This window comes from Roseivivax marinus (assembly GCF_900109705.1).
GTDB classification, from domain to species: Bacteria; Pseudomonadota; Alphaproteobacteria; order Rhodobacterales; family Rhodobacteraceae; genus Roseivivax; species Roseivivax marinus.
The window spans coordinates 62,215-79,602 of the sequence record NZ_FOAI01000015.1; the positions used below are offsets into that span (position 1 = coordinate 62,215).

Here is a 17,388-nt window from a genome sequence, read left to right on the forward strand (position 1 = left end):
CCGATCATGCCAAGCCAGACGGCCGACCTGACGCCGGCTCCCGCCGCGTCCCCCAAGACCCACATGACCGTCGTCGTCTGCGGCGAGGTCCGCTCCGGCAAGTCCACCGTGCTCGACGCGCTGGCCCGTCGGCGCCTGCCGAAACCGCTGGGCGCCTGCGATGGCGCAGCCCCCGCGGTCGCGGCGCTTCGCACGGTGGTGCGCCACCGCGGCAGCCCCGGCACTGCGCTGGTCCAGCGCGACGGGCGCATCGTCGAGCTGAGCGAGGGCAACGCCACGGATGCGCCCGACCTCGATGCCGTCGATCATCTGCTCATCTGGTCCGACAGCCCGCATCTCGCCGGAATCGAGCTGGTCGAGCTGCCGCTGACCACCGCCGAGGATCTGAGCGAAGACGACCGCGCCGTGCTGCGCGCCGCCGACGCGATGATCTGGGTGACCATCGGCTCTCAGGCCTGGCGCTTTACCGAGAAGACCATCCTCGACGTGCTGGGCGAGGATCGGCCCGCGCACGCCCTGCTGACCGTGTCGCGCGCCGACAAGCTGCGCCGCGCGAAAGACCGGGACAAGCTGATGGACCGCCTCGTCCGCGAGACCGGCGACTACTTCGATGCCTGCCACCTTCTGAACGGATCGGGACGGAACCTCGATATGTCCCACGACAGCGACGCAGCCTGGAGCACCACCGGAGCGAAGGCCATCTTCGACGTCCTGCGCCGCATCGGCGGCACGCTCGGGACACCCCCGGTCGAGGACGACGCCGCCGCGCAGCCGGCCTCCGGCGCCGAGATCGTGAACCTCGACACGCTGCGGCGTCATGGCTCCGACCGTCCTGCGAAGGCCTCCGACGGCCCTGCGAACCGCAACGCGGCGGAAGGAAAGACCGCCGTCTCGGCGGCCCCCGCGGACGAGGGCGAAGCCATCGCGCCAGAAAGGGTCCCGGCGGCAGGCACGGCAGACGCGTCGCGCACCAGGCGCGTGGCGTCCGGGACCCTGCCCGGCGCAGGAGGCGCCGTGGAGAGCCAGCCGGGCGACACGGCGGGTTCGGCGGCGGATGCGGTCCCCTCAGCCACGGGCGCCACTGCCGTGAAAGCGGTGACAGCGAACGTTTCCGCAGCGGCGTCCGGCCGAAAAACGGATGGGGATGCCTCCGCCGAGGGCAAAGCCAGATCGGATCGAGACCGGGATGGTTCAGCCGCCGCGTCGAAGGGTTCCGATGCCCCTTCGACTGGTAACGACGCGGCCACTGGCCCGTTGACCGGGGAAGCGGAAGGCACCGGCAATGCCGCCCTCTCCGCCGAGGCGACCAAGACGAAGGACAGTTCGGCCGCCAGCGCGAAACCTGCTACCGGGAAGAAGCCTGGCTCAAGCGCGGCCTCGCCGAACGCTGAGGCCGACGCCGCTCCTAAGAGCCCGGCGACCGGCCCGCTGGTCGATGCCCTGCGCGCGCTGGCCGGTGACATCCGTTCGGTCGAGGCGGCCTGCCTCCGCGGACCCGAGGGCACGGCGGCGCTGGCCGGCGATCCGGACCTCTGCCAGGGCCTCGATCGACAGGGCACCGACCTTTTCGCACGCGTGGCCGAGGCGTACCGCTTCGACGGCGCGGAGGGCGAGCTTGCCGCCGTCTCCGTCGTCGTGTCGGGCAAACGGCTGATGCTCGAACGATCCGGCCCGCACACTCTGTGTGTCCTGGCCGATGCGGGCGCCATGTCCGAGGGTCTCGCGCGGGCCACCATGCGCCGCTTCGACGAGGCCATCGCCGAGGCCTCCTGACCGGCGGCCCGCGCGGCACTTGCTGAGCCCCGGCGGCGGCATACCATCAACGGGGCGGGCATCCCCGGGCACGCACGCCGCGCGCCCCGGCCCGCCGGGACCATTCAGGACGGAACGCGGATGAGCGGGTCAGGGGCGAACGCACGAGACGAATGGGGCGCGTGGATCCTGCACGATGGCAAAGGCTGCCCCGTGCGCCCCGGTACCATCGTCGAGGTGGTGAGCGAGGACGGCTTCGGCTTCACCCGCCGCTACATCGCCTGCGCCTCCGGCGGGGAGTATTCCTCGTGGAACTGGAAGCATTACCCGACGCTCATGCGCGTTCTGCGCTACCGGGTGAAGAAGCCCGACGGCATGAAGATCCTCGAGGCGAGCCTGTCGGTCGGATCTCCGTCCCGCGTCAACGATCCTGTCGCCTCGGCCACGCGCCCGGTCGGGTCCCACCGCCCGGACCGCGCAGGCGGAACGGACGATCCGGAGGCCTGACCCCGCCTCCGGGGTCCGAATGCATCGGCGGCGAACGCCTTGGCCGCAAGGTTCTTCCAGCCTCAACGTTGAAGCGGATCGGCTCAGGTGCCGGAACGCGCCACGGACCTTCAAGACACGATGGCGCCCGCCTTACCCGATCGCCAAGTCCGGCGTAGCGCTCGCCCGAGGATGCCGGCAAGCCGTCCGTAAGTCCATGACGATCCTTTCCCGCGCCGTATGCCGCACCGGCGCGTCACCCTTACCGAGGCCATGTCGCCGCGCGTTCCGGACCTTGGTCGGACGACAAGTCGCAAATCTCGAACCGGCTTCGGTTCCATCCGTCCAGCGGATCAGTGCCACCTCGGCGGGTCTGAATCGGACCATCGGCAGGCCAGTTCTGAAATGAGTGTCCGCCAACGGCCGGGATCAGCCGGCAGCAAGCTCAGTGCCCTTCATGCGGTGCGGACGGCGCCCCGGGTCCGGGAGACCATGGCACGAGCACCACGGCCATCACCCGGGACGTGCTCAGACAGAACCCGCCCCGTCGTCCGCCCGCGCGGCCGCGTCGAGCGCCTGCCGCAGCGTCTCGTGATCGCCCACATGATTGGCCAGGATCAGGACAAGGCGTGCGTTGAAGGCATGGCTTTCAGCCTCGCTAAGCCCGTCTTGGGCGGCCAGCAGATCGGCGTAGAAGCGGTCCGCATCCGCGATGTTCGGATCGAGCGTAAGGGGCATCTCTTTCACTCCTTGCCGCAGGCGTGGCGGAGGGCGGTCTCGACCGCCCCCGCATCGAAGGCCGCCCAGCGCGCGGCGACATGCTGGTCGGGACGGATCAGGTAGACCGCCGCGCCGGCCTCCCCGAGATACCGCTCGGCTAGCGCACCGGACGGATCGTCCGCCGCCGACAGCGCGAGCCGCGAGGCCACGATCCCGTCCGCCTCGACCTGATCTGGACCGTCCTCGTCGAGCGTGAGCAGGGTAAACCCGCCATCGAGACGGCCCAGCAGGTACCCCTCGCCGACCGGCGCGTCGGGGCACGGCGCGCCGGGCCGCGTCCGTGCGGGCCCGCCCGGCAGCGCGTCGGGGCCGTTGAGCGGGCCATCATCGTAGACGCAAGGCACGGACAGCCGCCCCGAGTTCACGAACGGCCGCGCGAAAGCATGGTCCCGCGCGAGATCCAGCACCGCGTTGCGGAAAAGGTGGCTGACCGCCGATTTCGGCGTGATGAAGTCGGTGGAGCGCGTGGAGTTCAGGATGTTCTCGTCCGCACCGTGACAGCGCTCGGCGCAGTAGGTGTCGAGAAGACGCTCGGGGGCCTTGCCCTGCACCACGAGCCCCAGCTTCCAGCCGAGGTTGTCGGCATCCTGGATGCCCGAATTCGCACCGCGCGCCCCGAAGGGCGAGACCTGGTGCGCCGCGTCGCCGGCGAACAGCACGCGGCCATGCCGGAACCGCTTCATGCGCCGGCACTGGAAAGTGTAGATCGAGGACCAGACGATCTCGTAATCCACGTCCGCGCCCAGCATCGCGTCGAGACGCGCGCGGATGTTCTCCTCCTTGAGTTCCTCCTCGCGGTCCACGTCCCAGCCGATCTGGAAATCCACGCGCCAGATCCCCTCGGGCTGCTTGTGCAGCAGGCAGGACGCGCCGGACGACTTGAACGGCGGCTCGAACCAGAACCAGCGCTCCGTGGGGAACTCGGCGTTCATCCGGATGTCCGCGATCAAGAAACTGTCCTTGAAGACGCGGCCCTCGAAGTCGAGCCCCATGCGCTTGCGCAGCGGAGAGCCCGCTCCGTCGGCGCCGATCACCCAGTCGGCGGCGATGCGGTAAGGCCCCTCGGGGGTCATCACGTCGAGCAGGACGTGATCCTCGTGCACGTCCACCGCATCCACCCGGTTGCGGCCGCGAATCTCGATCGGCGCACCGGCGGCCTGCGCCGCGCGCACCCGTTCGACAAGAAGGCGCTCGAAATGCGGCTGCTGGAGGTTGATGAAGGCCGGAAAGCGATGGCCCGCCTCGGGCAGGAGGTTGAACTCGAAAACCTTGCGCTCGGCGTGGAAGACCTTTCCGAGGTTCCATACCACGCCCGCCTCGAGCATCTCCGCCCCCGCGCCCAGGCGGTCGCAGATCTCGAGCGTGCGCTTGGCGAAACAGATCGCGCGGCTGCCCTGCCCCACACCCTCGTGGTCGTCGAGCACCACCACCGGCACACCCTGAAGCCCGAGATCGAGGGCGGTGGCGATGCCCACCGGCCCGCCGCCGAGCACCACCACCGGATGGCGCGCCGGCGCATCCCCGTCCTGCTCGGTCGACCGGGCGTAAGGGTAGAGCCGGAACGCGAGGCTGTAGCGGTCGTCCAACATGTCGATCCTCCCTCTCCGCCCCGGGCTCGCAAATTCTTATCCAAGAATTTGCGCCTCCCTCCCGTGGGCTCTTCGGCGGGAAGCAGATTTTTAGTTAAAAATCTGCCCCTCGGGCCACGCGCGGCGCTCAGCCCTGCAGCGCCGCCCACATCTCCTTGTCGCGCGCGGCGGTCCACACCCGCGGCGTGTCGATGCCCTGCGCCTCGTCGTAGGCGCGCGCCACGTTGAACGGCAGGCAATGCTCGTAGATCGCGTAATCCTTGAACTTCGGGTCGCACTCGGCCCGCACGGCGTCCCACGCCTCCTTCAGCGTGCCGCCGCGGGCCACGACCCGGGCCGCCGGCTTGTAGGTCGAGGCGACGAAATCGGCCGTGTTGGCGATGGCCTCGGCGACCTTCTCCTCGCCCACAAGCGCGTCGCCACGGCCCGGCGCGATGCTCTTCGGCTCGAACGACGCGATGGCCGCCAGCGTGTCTTCCCAGTCGGTGAAATGACCGTCGCCGCAATAGCAGGCTGAGTGGTATTCCACGATGTCGCCGGAAAACATCACCTCCTGATCCGGAACCCAGATCACCGCGTCGCCCGCGGTATGGGCCCGGCCGAGATGCATGATGTCCACCCGCCGCTTGCCGAGATAGACCGACATGCCCTCGCTGAACGTGGTCGTCGGCCAGGTCAGCCCGGGGATCTCCTCGTGCCCCTGGAAGAGCCGCGGGAAGCGTTCGAACTCGCTGTCCCAGTCCTCCTGCCCGCGCTCGGCCACCATCGCGCGCGCCACGTCCGACATGATGATCTCGGGCGCCCCGTAGGCCGATGCGCCCAGCACGCGCACCGCGTGGTAATGCGTCATCACCAAGTGGCTGATCGGCTTGTCGGTGACCGAGCGCACGCACTCGATGACCTTCCGCGCAAGGCGCGGGGTGGCCTGCGCCTCGACGATCATCACGCTTTCGTCGCCGATGATGACGCCGGTATTGGGGTCGCCCTCGGCCGTAAAGGCGTAGAGCCCCTCACCGATCTCGGTGAAGCTGACCGTCTTGTCGTCCATGTCCCCGGCGGAGGCGAATGCCTTTGCCATGCTGCTCTCTCCTTCAGTTTGTTGCCCGGTCGGGCAGGTCGCGTGCGGGCATGACCGTGCCGGTACAGGCCCCGAATCCGATGCGGTAGCCATTGCCCCGCGCGGCGCCCCGCAGGGTCACCGTATCGCCGTCCTCGAGGAAGCTGCGCGTCTCGCCGGTCACGAGCGTCACGGGCTCCGAGCCGCCCCACGACAGCTCCAGCAGCGCGCCGCGCGCGTCCTTCTCCGGCCCGGAGATCGTGCCTGATCCCAAGAGATCGCCCACGCGCATCGGGCAGCCGGAACTCGTATGGTGCGCCAGTTGCTGCGCCGCCGAGAAGTACATCTCGCGGTAGTTGGTCCGCGCGATCAGCGTCTCGGGCTTGCCCTCGGGCGCGAGCCCGACCTCGAGCGGGATGTCGTACAGCATCGGCCCCGGCTCCTGCAGGTAGGGCAGAAGCTCCCGCTCGCGTTCGGGCGTCGACACCCGGAATGGCTCCAGCGCCGCACGCGGCACGATCCAGGGGGACAGCGTCGTCGCGGTGGCCTTGGACTGGAACGGCCCCAGCGGCTGGTATTCCCAGGCCTGGATGTCGCGCGCCGACCAGTCGTTCAGCAGCACGTAGCCGAAAATCATCTCGTCCGCCTGCGCCACGCTCACCGGCCCGTCCGAGGGCCGCCCGACCACAGCGCCAAGCTCAAGTTCGAAGTCGAAGCGCGCGCTCGGGGCGAACCGCGGCAGAGCGTCGTCCGGCGCCTTCAGTTGCCCGTGCGGCCGGACGACATCCGTGCCCGACACCACGACCGAGGAGGCGCGCCCGTTGTAGCCGATGGGCATCGACAACCAGTTGGCCGGCAGCGCGTTCTCGGGCCCGCGGAACATGGTGCCCACGTTCGTGGCGTGGTGCTTTCCGGCGTAGAAGTCGGTAAACTCCGAGACGCGGAACGGCATGACCATGCGCGCCTCGGCCTGCCCCACGAGGTAGCCCGCCAGCATCCCGGCCTCGTCGGCGCCCTCGGCCAGCATCTCGGTCAGCGCCGCGCGCAGCCGCGCCCAGGCATCGGGCCCGAGCGCCATGAACGCCGTCCAGTCCCCGCCCGCCAGCACCGGTCCGGCCCCCGGCAGGATCTCGATCCGCCCGTCCGCCTCGAGCCGCGTGACATCGAGGATCATTTCCCCGATCGCGACGCCGCAATGCGCCCCGTCGCCGACGGCGAAGGCACCGTAGGGCAGGTTGTTCAGCGGAAAGTCGGCGTCGGGCGCGTTCGCGCTGTCCACCCAGCTTCGCTTGAGGCTCATACGGTCTCCCGCAGGGGCGTGGCCCTGCTTCTTCTCGGCGAAAATACTCCGGGGGAGTCGCCGCAGGCGACGGGGGCGGAGCCCCCTGCCCGGCCGGTCATTTCACCCCCGGTGTGCCGTCGAACTTCTTCTCGATCCCGTCCCAGCAATCGACGTAGTCGTCCTGCAGCGGCGCCTCTTTCCCGGCGAACTCGGTCAGGTGCTGGGGAAAGCGCGTCTCGAACATGAACGACATCGTGTTGTCGAGCTTGGCCGGAGCCAGTTCGGCGTTCGACGCGCCCTCGAAGGCCTCCCGGTCCGGCCCGTGCGGCAGCATCATGTTGTGCAGGCTCATGCCTCCGGGGACGAAGCCCTGCGGCTTGGCGTCGTACTGGCCGTAGATGTTGCCCATCAGCTCGGACATGACGTTCTTGTGGTACCAGGGCGGACGGAACGTGTCCTCGGCCACCGCCCAGCGTTCGCGGAACAGAACGAAGTCGATATTGGCCGTCCCCTCGACGCCCGACGGCGCGGTCAGAACGGTGAAGATCGACGGGTCGGGATGGTCGAACAGCACCGCGCCCACCGGGCAGTAGGTGCTCAGATCGTATTTCACCGGCGCGTAGTTGCCGTGCCAGGCCACCACGTCGAGCGGGCTGTGCCCGATCTCGCAGGTGTGGAACTGCCCGCACCACTTGATGGTCAGCGTCGAGGGCGTCTCGCGATCCTCGAAGGCCGCCACCGGCGTCTTGAAGTCGCGCCGGTTGGCCATGCAGTTGGCTCCGATCGGGCCGCGGCCCGGAAGGTCGAACTTCTGGCCGTAATTCTCGCAGACGAAGCCGCGACAGGGGCCCTCGAGCACCTCGACACGGTAGACGAGCCCGCGCGGCAGGATCGCGATCTCCTGCGGCGCGAGGTCGATCACCCCGAGCTCGGTCGAGAAGCGCAGCCGCCCCTCCTGCGGAACGATCAGCATCTCGCTGTCGGCCGAGTAGAAGTAGGCGTCCTCCATCGACCGCGTCACGAGGTAGATGTGGCTCGCCATGCCGACCTGCGTGTTCACGTCGCCGGCCGTGGTCATCGTCCGCATGCCCGTCAGCCAGGTAAGCGGCTCATCGCTGTGCGGGACCGGATCCCAGCGATACTGGCCGAGGCTGGTGACGCCCTCGGGCACGTGCGGCGCAGTCTTCCAGTAGGGCAGATCGATGCGCGCGTAGCGCCCGGAATGCTTCACCGAGGGGCGGATGCGGTAGCACCACGTCCGCTCGTTCTGGTGGCTCGGCGCGGTGAAGGCAGTGCCCGACAGCTGCTCCCCGTAGAGGCCGTAATTGCACTTCTGCGGGCTGTTCATGCCCTGCGGCAGCGCCCCCGGCAGCGCCTCGGTCTCGAAGTCGTTTCCGAAGCCGGGCATGTAGCCCTCTGTCGTGCCGCCATTGGCGGCGGCGCGCACCATGCCGTTCGGCAGTTCCTGCGACGTCATCGTCTGCCTCCCCTCCCTTGGCCCCCTGCGAGGGCCGGATTCGACGTGGGCCCAGCATTCGTTGCATCCGCAATGAGGTCAAGAAAAACGTTGCAAATGAGACGAACCCTGCCGACGATCCGTCCGACCGAGCCCCCGGAGACCAATCCGCGATGCCCACCGACCTGCCCGATTTCGACCTGTCGCGCTTTCTGCCCTACCGGCTGACGGTCGCGGCCGAGCGCCTGAGCGCCGCGCTCGCGCGGCGTTACCGGTCCGAGTTCGGGATATCGGTGGCGGAGTGGCGCGTGCTCGTGCACCTCGCCGACGCGGGCGCGGTCTCGATCCGCGACCTCGAGGCGCGTGTTCATCTGGAGAAATCCAAGGCCAGCCGCGCGGCCTCGCGGCTCGTCGAGGCGGGCTACGTGGTCAAGACCGCGAATCCCGACGACCGCCGGCTGGTGCGCCTGTCCCTGAGCGACAGCGGCCGCACGCTGATGACCGATCTCCTGCCCCTCGCGCGCGCCTACCAGGAGCGGCTCGAGTATCTCGTGGCGCCGCACCTCGACGGGCTCGAGGCGGCGCTCGACACCTTCATGGCCGAGGAGCCGGGCGGAGGTGGAACCGGCTCGTGATGGTGGTGTGTTACCGCACCAGCGCCCCGTGGGCCCCGACCACACCGGCGGCAACACGCGCCGCGCGCGTGATGGCGGCGCGCAGGTCGGCGCCGGTGAGATGCGCGGCCAGGAACGCGCCCGCGAAGCTGTCGCCCGCCGCGGTTGTATCGACCACCGCCGTGTCGGGCACCGCGTCGACGCGCACCTCGCCGGCCGGGTCCGACCAGCCGAGGATTTGCGCGGCGCCGTTCTTGACCACGACCACCCGCGCACCTGCCTGACGATACCGCGCAAGCGTGGCCTCGGGCGTCGCATCGCCGAACAGCACGGCCTCTTCGTCGAAGCTCGGCAACAGCACGTCGCTCGCCTCCGCGCAGGCGGTCAGCGCGGCGCGACAGGATTCGTCGTTTTCCCACAGCCGCGGCCGGATATTGGTATCGAGAGACACGGTCACGCCCGCCGTCCGTGCCCGCGCGAGCGCGTCGATCAGATGTCGGCGCGCCTCCGGGGCGAGGATCGCCAGCGTGATGCCCGAGACGTGGACATGCGCCGCGCCGCCCAGCACCGCGTCCAGCCAGTCGGGATCGTCGGCCAGCAGACGCGCCGCCGACTGCCCGCGCCAGTAGGCGAAACTGCGCTCTCCGTCCTTCAGCGCGATCATGTAGAGGCCGACGCCACGCTCGGGGATGCGGCGCAGCGTGTCGGTGGCGATGCCTTCACCGGCCATGAACGCGGCCATTTCGTCGGACACGGCGTCCGTGCCGATGCAGGTGGCATAGGCCACGTCCCAGCCCTCGGGCAACGCGCGGCGCGCGTACCAGGCGGCGTTAAACGTGTCGCCGGCGAAACTGCGGCGATAGGTGGCCGGGCCGGTCTCGGCCAGCTCCACCATGCATTCGCCGAGGCAAACGAGACGGTCGGTCATGTTACAGCGTCGCTCCGATCTTCCACGGGACGAACTCGTTGTCGCCGTAGCCCATCACCTCGGAGCCGGGCTTGTCCCCCGACGCCATGTCGAGCACCCGGTCGTAGATCGTCTGGCCCATCTCGGCGATGGAGACGCCTCCGTCGAGGATGACGCCGCAATCGATGTCCATGTCCTCGGGCATCGACCGGGCCACCTGGCTGTTCGACGCGAGCTTGAGCGACGGCGTGGGCTTGTAGCCCGCGCACGAGCCGCGCCCGGTGGTGAAGACCAGCGCATTCGCGCCCGAGGCGATCTGGCCCGTGGCGACGACCGGATCGTAGCCGGGCGAGTCCATGTAGGTGAAGCCCGGTCCGTCTATACGCTCACCGTAGCCGTGGACCGAAGACACCGGGCTCAGCCCGCCCTTGGCGACCGCGCCCAGCGACTTCTCGAGGATCGTGGTCAGCCCGCCGCGCTTGTTGCCCGGCGAGGGGTTGTTGTCGAGCGTGGTGCCGTTGCGCTCGGCGTAGTCGCGCCACCAGTCGATCATGCCGCGGATGCGCGCGCCGCCCTCCTCGCCCGCGCGGGCGATCAGCAGGTGCTCCGCGCCGTAGATTTCGGGCGTCTCGCTCAGGATCGAGGTGCCGCCCGCCGCCACGAGCAGGTCCGAGGCGTGACCGAGGGCCGGGTTGCAGGTGATCCCCGAGAACCCGTCCGAGCCGCCGCACTGCATCCCGAGGATCAGCTTCGACACCGGCTGCGTGCTGCGCGTGTCCTCGTTGGCGGCGGTGGCGATGGGGCGCAGGAGCTCCATCGCCCGCTTCACCGCCGAGCGCGATCCACCCACGTCCTGCATGTTGAACGAGTGGAAGCGCTCGCGCGTCCAGTCGGTCGGCTGGTAGAGCGTGATCTGGTTCACCTCGCAACCGAGCCCGACGATCAGCACGCCGCCGAAATTCGGATGGTCGCGATAGCCCTTCAGCACCCGGATCAGCGCGTCGTAGCCCGGCCCCTGGTGCGCCATGCCGCAGCCCTGCGCGTGAACGATGGGCGCGAAACCGTCGACCCCGGGAAACTCGGGCAGAAGCGTGCGGTTGGCTTCGGCTGCGATGGCGTCGCATACGGTGGTCGAGCAGTTCACCGAGGCGATGATGCCGATGTAGTTGCGCGTGCCAACGCGGCCGTCGGGGCGGAGATAGCCCTCGAAGGTCGTGCGCGCGGGCGCCTCCGGCAGGGCGCCGCGCGGCGCGGCCATTTCGGCGTGGTCGCCGGGCATGGCGCAGTTGTGGGTGTGGACGAAGGCGCCCTCGGCGATGTCCTCGGACGCTACCCCCATCATCTGCCCGTACTTCACCACCGGTGCGCCGGCGGGCATGGCCGCGCGGGCAATCTTGTGGCCGCGTTTGACCTCTTCGGTCGCGGTGAGGCCCGCACGGGTCTCGCCCGCGGGCCAGTCGGCCAGCGCGACGGCCACGGTGTCGGCCTCGGACAGGATCATCACGCCGTCGCTCATGACACGGCCCCCGCGTTGCGGCCGGCGATGGCGTCGAGACGCGGCGCCGGGAAATCCGGCCGCTCGGCGCGCACCCAGTCGAGGAACGCGCCGATCCGGCGCTCGACCTTCTGGGCGTGGTTCTGCGCGATGTCCGACAGGCGGTGATGCAGGAACGGGTTGCGGAAGCGGTCGAGCGTTGTGTCGCGGTAATCGCGCGCCGCGTCCTCCATGCCCCGCACCGCGAAGCCCGGCATGACTTCGTCCTCGAGGATCGCGAGCAGCGCGTCGCCGAGTTCTCCGGCCAGCGCCTTGTCCACGCACAGACGGTCGTCGCCGCCCTGCGCCTGCCACAGGTGCACGAGCGCCGTGTGGCCGAGGTTCAGGATGTGCAGCTTGAGACGCTCGATCTCCTCGAGGTCATCGACCACGATGACCGAGGGGTGACCGGTCGGCGCCGCGACGTCCGGCTGCGCCTCGATGGCCCAGAGCGCGTAGGGCTCGGCCACGGCACCCGCGGGCTCGATCGGCTCGGACACGATGCGGTCCACCAGCGAGTTCACCCAGCGGCAGCGGTCGAGCCAGCCTATCAGTTCGGGCAGAGCCCCCTGCCCGGCCGCGATCTCGCGCACCCGGGCTTTCAGCACGTCACCGTTGCCGTTGATCAGTTCCAGCGGAAAGATGTCGAGCGGCTTGCCCCCGGCGGCGTGACGCGCCGCCAGCAGGTGGTAAAGCTTGGCCGGGTAGCTCATGGCCTGGTCGAAGACGGGGCCGGTATCGGCGTCGGCCGGCTCGAAACCCCGGTCGCCGGTGTTCGACACCACCGCCTCGGCCTCCTCGATCATCACGCGCTCGATCTCGGCATGGTCCGCGGCGGTCGAGAGCGTACGGCGTACCGAGGTCACATGACGTTCCTCGTCGATGGTCTTGCCCTCGGAAATGCCCCGGATACGGACCGGATAGCCCTCTGCCAGATGCGCGAGGCGGCGCGCCCTCTCGGGATCGCCCGAGGACTGCACCACCGTCACCGCCCGGGCCGGCGTGCCCTCGTGGAAGAACAGGTCGGCATGGGCCTGCAGGAAGCGCGATGTGCCGAATTGCAGGATCGGGGTCGTCTCAGACATGGATCAGCGCCTTCACCACGGAGCCGCGATCCTCGGACCATTTCGGCAGGTCCGTAACCGCGTCGTCCAGAGTCGTGCGGTGGGTCGCGAAGGCGTCGATGGGCACGAGGCCGCGCGCCATGCAGTCCACCACGTGTTCGAAATCGGCCTTGAGCGCGTTGCGGCTGGCGATCAGCGTCGTCTCCCGCTTGTGGAACTCGGGGTCGGCGAAGTTGAGGTCGCCCTTCACCACCGACAAGAGCACGTAGGCCCCGCCATGCGCCACGAATTTCAGGCCGGCGTTCATCGCATTGATGTTGCCGGTCGCGTCGAAGACCGTGTCGAAGCTCTGGTCGCCCGCCTCGTCCACCGTCTCGCAGGTCGCGTCGGGCAGGATGTTCTGGACCAGCGCCAGGCGCTCGGCCGAGGTATCGCGCACGGTGACCTTCGCCCCTGCGATCTGCGCGAACAGCGCAGCGCCGGCCCCGATCGGCCCCGCACCGACGATCAGCGCGGTCGAGCCTTCGGCCAGCCGCGACCGGCGCACTCCGTGAGCGCCGATGGCGAGGAACTCGACCATCGCCGCCGCGCGGGGCTCGAGGTCCGTCGCCGGGTAGGCGTTGCCCTCGGGGATCACGATTTCCTCGCACATCCCGCCGTCGCGGTGGACGCCCAGAACGCCGATGTTCTCGCAGCAATTGGGCTTGCCGATGGTGCAGGCGTGGCAGGTGCCGCAGGTCATGTAGGGATTGACCACGACAAGGTCGCCGCGCGCGATGCGCCCGTCGCTGCTGTCCTCCATCGCGCGGGCCGCCAGTTCGTGGCCCATCGTGCGCGGATAGGACAGGTAGGGCTGCTGGCCCTTGTAGATGTGGTAGTCGGTGCCGCAGATGCCGATGGCCTCGACCTTCAGCCGGATGTGTCCCGGACGGTCCTCGGGCCGCGGCGCGCGGCGGATCTCGATGCGGTCGGGCTCGACGCAGACGAGGGCGCGCATCTCGTTGGATGTCTCGGCCATGGGGGTCCTTTCTTCAGACGAGGGCAAGCGACAGGGCGGGCACGAATGTCACGGCCAGAAGCGCAAGGATCAGCGCGACCATGAAGGGCCATCCGTCCCGGACGAAATCGCCCACCGAACACTTGGTCAGATTACACACCAGCAGCATGACGGTGCCCACCGGGGGCGTCAGCGTGCCGAGCGCGAGGTTGAGGATCATCACGATGCCGAAATGGACCGGGTCGATTCCGAGGTCCATGACCACCGGCTTCAGCAGCGGCACCAGGATGATGAGAAGGGCGTTGCCCTCGATGAACATTCCGAGGACCAGCAGCAGGACGTTGACCGCGATCAGGAACATCCACGGGTCCTGCGTCAGCATGGTGATCCATTCGGCCAGCGCCACGCCGGCCCGTTCGAGCGAGAAGATCCATGCCAGCGCCGAGGACATCATGATGACCAGCAGCACCGCCGCGGTCTGCCGCGCGGTCTGGCCGAAGGCGTCGCCCAGGTCGCGCAGGGTCATCTCGCGGTAGACGAACAGGCCGATCGCCATGGTCAGGACGGCGGCCACCGCGCCCGCCTCGGACGGGGTGAAGACGCCGAAGCGGATTCCGCCGATGATGACGGTGATCAGCAGGATCGCGGGCCACGCGGCGAGGATCGTGGTGCCGGATTCCTTCGCCGTGGGCATGGTCTCGCGCGAGGGCGCGTGGTTCTCGCGCCGCGCCACCACGTAGACCGCTGCGAAGAGAAGCGCCGCGCACAGCAGACCCGGCAGGATGCCGGCGATGAACATCGACCCGATCGAGACGTCGGCCACCAGCCCGTAGATGATGAGAGCGATGCCCGGCGGGAGGATCGGCGTGATGAGCGACGAGGCGGCGGTGATCGCGGCGGCCTGGCTGCGGCGGTAGCCCGCGCGCTCCATGTCCGGCACGACCATGCGGCACATCATCGCCGCGTCCGCGAGGTTCGACGCCGACAGCCCGCCCATCAGCGTCGACAGCATGACGTTGGTATGCCCGAGGCCCCCGCGAAGGCGCCCGACCAGCAGGTCGGCCACGGCCAGAAGGCGCGCGGCGATGCCGGTGGTGCCCAGCAGAGACCCCAGCAGGACGAAGAACGGAATCGCCAGCAGCGAGGTGTTCTGCGTCGGTGCGATCAGGCGCTGGATGCCGATCTGCAACGGGATGCCGGCGAAGAACACGAAGTAGGCCAGCACGGCGGCAAACATCGCGAGGTAGATGCGCATGTTCAGCGCGAAGAGCGCGAACATGAGGACGATGACGATGGCCCAGGTCACGCGGTCGGCCCTTTCCGGTCGGATGTGGTCGCCACGAGGGCGAGATCGGCGTCGGGATCATCCTCGATCCGAAGGCGCCCGGTGATCGCGAGCGCCAGACGGCGGGCCAGCACGAGACCGATGCCCAGCGCGCCGACAACCACGGCAAGGTCGATCCAGAACCACGAGATACCCAGCAGGCGCGTGCGCTTGGTCACTGCCGACTGCGCGAGGTCCCAGCCCAGCCAGGCCATCGCAGCCAGAAGGCCCAGCGAAACGAGGCCGACGGCAATGGCGATCCAGCGTTGCGTGCTGCCCGGCAGGATCGACGTGACCACGTCGATGGTCAGGTGCTCGTTGCGGACCTCGCAGCCGATGGCCCCGAGGAAGACGATCCAGATCATGACGAGCCCCGAGAATTCCTCGGTCCACTGGAACGGCGCGGCGAAAACGTATCGCGCGACCACCGATGCCGCGGTCACCCCCACGAGAAGGAGGACCAGCAGCCCGGCAGCCACGGATACGCCCCGGAAAAGGTAGCTCATGTCTGGCTTACTCCGACAAAGGCGGAAACGGCGCCGGAGCGCCGCTTCGCATAGGTTCCAAAGGTCCGCGCCGCGCCCGTCGGGCACGCGCGGACCGCCGCGCACGGCTCAGGAGCCCTGCTCTTCCAGCAGACCCTGGATGCGCTCGTAGAGGCCGTCCGACCACTCGGGGAACTCGTCGTAGACCGACTGCGCGGCTTCGCGGAACGGCTCGAGGTCGGGACGGATGATCTCGACGCCCGCCTCTTCCATGTCGGCGAGGATCTGATCGTTCGACTCCTGCGCCAGTTCCTGGCTGTAGAGGCCCGCCTGGCGGCCGGTCTCGTGCAGCATCTCGACGGTCTCGGGCTCGAGCGTGTCGAAGTACGCCTGACCGCCCAGCCACAGCGAGGTGTTCACCAGGTAGTCGATCATCGTCAGGTACTTGGCTTGCTCGTGCAGCTTCTGGCCGTAGAGCACCGGCAGCGGGTTCTCGACGCCCTCGATCACGCCCTGCGTGAGCGCCGGATAGACTTCGCCCAGCGGCATCGGCGTGGCGGTGCCGCCCATCGCCTCGATCGCCTTGATCTGCATCTCGTTGTTCGGCGTGCGGATCTTGAGGCCTTCCATGTCCTCGGGCGTCCGCACCGGCTCGGTCGTGAGCAACTGGCGCGTGCCGTAGAGGTAGTTGTCGATGACGATGTGGATGCCCTGCTCCTGCAGCGACTCGTTCTTCTCCTGGAACCAGTCGGACTGGTAGATTCCGAAGAGCGATTCCGGGTCTTCGGCGAGGTAGGGCCCGAACAGGATGCCCAAGTCGGGCTCGTAGTCGGTGAGGAAGCCCACGTCCGCAATGGTAATGACGTTCACGCCGGCCATCGCCTGCTCGATCACGTCCTGCTTGGAGCCCAGCTGCGACGAGGGATAGAGTTCGAGCTGCACTTCACCGTCGGAGGCTTCGTCGACCAGCTCGGCCCAGCGGTTCATCACCAGGTCGGCGGGCTCGCCGGGGTTGTTTTCGTAGGCCACGCGAACCGTGGTCTGTGCCGAGGCGATGCCGGCGCAGAGCGTGAGCGCGGCGGTGCCGGCCATGAGCTTGGCGAAAGTCATTGGGATCCTCCCGTTTGGAAACGTCAGTCCCCGGCAGCCGCGTCCTGCGACGGCCAGGGGGTCGGTGTCGCGCCGTCTGATCCGGCGCGCTCGGCCAGCCATTCGGCGAGCGTGTCGCTCGAATGCTGGAAATGCTCTGCGAGGGCGCGCGACAGGGTGTCCGCCTCGCCCGCGCGCAGGGCCGCGATGATGCGGGCGTGCTGTTCGAAGGCCACGTCCGTGGCCGGGCGCCGGGACTTGCCGACCTCGAGGTAGAAGCGCATGGGCTCGGCCATCACGCGATACATCCGGCTCAGCACCTCGTTGCGCGCGGCGTCCGCCAGGGCGACGTGGAAGCGAAAGTCCTGGTCTGCCGCCTCGGCTGTGGTCAGCGCTTCGCGCATGCCGACATTGGCGGCCTCCATCTCGGCCAGGTCGGCCTCGGTGACATAGGCGGCCATCAGCGGCGCCGCGCCGGTCTCGTTGATCCGGCGGAAGTTCAGAACGTCGGTGAAGGTGCCCGCGGACGTGCCGAAGAACTGCGTGAAGCCGCGGAACATCGTGCCGAAGTCCGGCCGCGTGACCATCGGGCCGCGCTTTGTCTTGCGCACGAGGTCGTAGGCTTCGAGGTGGATGATCGTCTCGCGGATGGTGTTGCGCGAGACGTCGAAGCGCTCGGCCAGCTCGCGCTCGGTCGGCAGCAGGTCTCCGGCGGAATATTTCTCGAGGATTTCCCGGCGAAGGGTCTCGCGGATGTCCTCGACTGCGCTGCGTCCGACCATGTCGGGCTGGCCCCCTGCTGTGGTTGGACCATAGGACCACAGGACCGGACATGACACAAGGATCCGGCTTCAGGAAAGAATCGTGCCGCTTTGGGCCCTTGGCGGCGCCACATGCTGCGCGGCCAAGAAAAACGCCCGGTCGCGAGAGCGATCCGGGCGGTCAGGTGCGCCGATATGGCGGGGAGGATTC

General features: G+C 68.8%; 16 protein-coding genes. 3 read left to right on the plus strand and 13 right to left on the minus strand.

Annotated features, from left to right (window positions below; genetic code table 11):
- Nucleotides 1-6: 6 nt before the first annotated feature.
- Together BMX29_RS19330 and BMX29_RS16075 are read left to right on the plus strand one after the other, a co-directional pair.
- A complete protein-coding gene (locus tag BMX29_RS19330; protein ID WP_092814814.1) occupies nt 7-1,773 on the plus strand; it encodes a hypothetical protein in 1,767 nt (588 codons plus the stop codon).
- A gap of 120 nt (nt 1,774-1,893) precedes the next feature.
- Nucleotides 1,894-2,259 (plus strand): hypothetical protein, encoded by a 366-nt coding sequence (locus tag BMX29_RS16075; RefSeq protein ID WP_092814817.1) that lies wholly within the window; start codon nt 1,894-1,896, stop codon nt 2,257-2,259.
- 507 nt (nt 2,260-2,766) lie between these two features.
- On the opposite strand, the gene BMX29_RS16080 is transcribed toward BMX29_RS16075, so the two are convergent.
- From BMX29_RS16080 to hmgA, 5 genes are all read right to left on the minus strand, one after another.
- The gene (locus BMX29_RS16080) at nt 2,767-2,976 is read right to left on the minus strand and encodes a DUF2783 domain-containing protein (RefSeq protein ID WP_092814820.1); all 210 of its coding nucleotides are present in this window, start codon (nt 2,974-2,976) and stop codon (nt 2,767-2,769) included.
- 5 nt (nt 2,977-2,981) lie between these two features.
- Nucleotides 2,982-4,607: an FAD-dependent oxidoreductase gene (locus BMX29_RS16085; protein ID WP_092814823.1), complete on the minus strand. Its 1,626-nt coding sequence runs from the start codon at nt 4,605-4,607 to the stop codon at nt 2,982-2,984.
- 127 nt (nt 4,608-4,734) lie between these two features.
- Entirely contained in the window at nt 4,735-5,685 is a 951-nt protein-coding gene (locus tag BMX29_RS16090) for an MBL fold metallo-hydrolase (RefSeq protein ID WP_043842332.1), read from the minus strand.
- A 13-nt stretch (nt 5,686-5,698) separates the two neighbouring features.
- Complete coding sequence (gene fahA, locus BMX29_RS16095) at nt 5,699-6,964, minus strand: fumarylacetoacetase (protein WP_092814825.1); 1,266 nt, start codon at nt 6,962-6,964, stop codon at nt 5,699-5,701.
- 97 nt (nt 6,965-7,061) lie between these two features.
- The gene (gene hmgA, locus BMX29_RS16100; protein ID WP_043842329.1) at nt 7,062-8,423 is read right to left on the minus strand and encodes a homogentisate 1,2-dioxygenase; all 1,362 of its coding nucleotides are present in this window, start codon (nt 8,421-8,423) and stop codon (nt 7,062-7,064) included.
- Nucleotides 8,424-8,575: 152 nt separating this feature from the next.
- On the opposite strand from hmgA, the gene BMX29_RS16105 reads away from it, so the two are divergent.
- Entirely contained in the window at nt 8,576-9,037 is a 462-nt protein-coding gene (locus BMX29_RS16105) for a MarR family winged helix-turn-helix transcriptional regulator (protein ID WP_092814828.1), read from the plus strand.
- A gap of 10 nt (nt 9,038-9,047) precedes the next feature.
- On the opposite strand, the gene BMX29_RS16110 is transcribed toward BMX29_RS16105, so the two are convergent.
- The 8 genes from BMX29_RS16110 to BMX29_RS16145 form a co-directional block, all read right to left on the minus strand.
- Nucleotides 9,048-9,944, minus strand: coding sequence for a sugar kinase (locus BMX29_RS16110; RefSeq protein WP_092814830.1), 897 nt, complete (start codon nt 9,942-9,944; stop codon nt 9,048-9,050).
- Nucleotide 9,945: 1 nt separating this feature from the next.
- The gene (locus tag BMX29_RS16115) at nt 9,946-11,439 is read right to left on the minus strand and encodes a UxaA family hydrolase (protein ID WP_092814833.1); all 1,494 of its coding nucleotides are present in this window, start codon (nt 11,437-11,439) and stop codon (nt 9,946-9,948) included.
- The gene (locus BMX29_RS16120) at nt 11,436-12,542 is read right to left on the minus strand and encodes a mannitol dehydrogenase family protein (protein WP_092814836.1); all 1,107 of its coding nucleotides are present in this window, start codon (nt 12,540-12,542) and stop codon (nt 11,436-11,438) included. Before BMX29_RS16120 ends, BMX29_RS16115 begins: the two co-directional genes overlap by 4 nt.
- A complete protein-coding gene (locus tag BMX29_RS16125; RefSeq protein ID WP_240092118.1) occupies nt 12,535-13,539 on the minus strand; it encodes a zinc-binding alcohol dehydrogenase family protein in 1,005 nt (334 codons plus the stop codon). Before BMX29_RS16125 ends, BMX29_RS16120 begins: the two co-directional genes overlap by 8 nt.
- 13 nt (nt 13,540-13,552) lie before the next feature.
- The gene (locus tag BMX29_RS16130) at nt 13,553-14,824 is read right to left on the minus strand and encodes a TRAP transporter large permease (protein WP_092814838.1); all 1,272 of its coding nucleotides are present in this window, start codon (nt 14,822-14,824) and stop codon (nt 13,553-13,555) included.
- Entirely contained in the window at nt 14,821-15,348 is a 528-nt protein-coding gene (locus BMX29_RS16135) for a TRAP transporter small permease (protein ID WP_092814841.1), read from the minus strand. Before BMX29_RS16135 ends, BMX29_RS16130 begins: the two co-directional genes overlap by 4 nt.
- Nucleotides 15,349-15,456: 108 nt before the next feature.
- On the minus strand, nt 15,457-16,437 hold the full coding sequence (locus BMX29_RS16140; RefSeq protein WP_043842317.1) for a C4-dicarboxylate TRAP transporter substrate-binding protein: 981 nt from the start codon (nt 16,435-16,437) through the stop codon (nt 15,457-15,459).
- A 23-nt stretch (nt 16,438-16,460) separates the two neighbouring features.
- Nucleotides 16,461-17,198, minus strand: a complete 738-nt coding sequence (locus BMX29_RS16145; protein ID WP_051487377.1) for a FadR/GntR family transcriptional regulator — start codon at nt 17,196-17,198, stop codon at nt 16,461-16,463.
- Nucleotides 17,199-17,388: the final 190 nt, after the last annotated feature.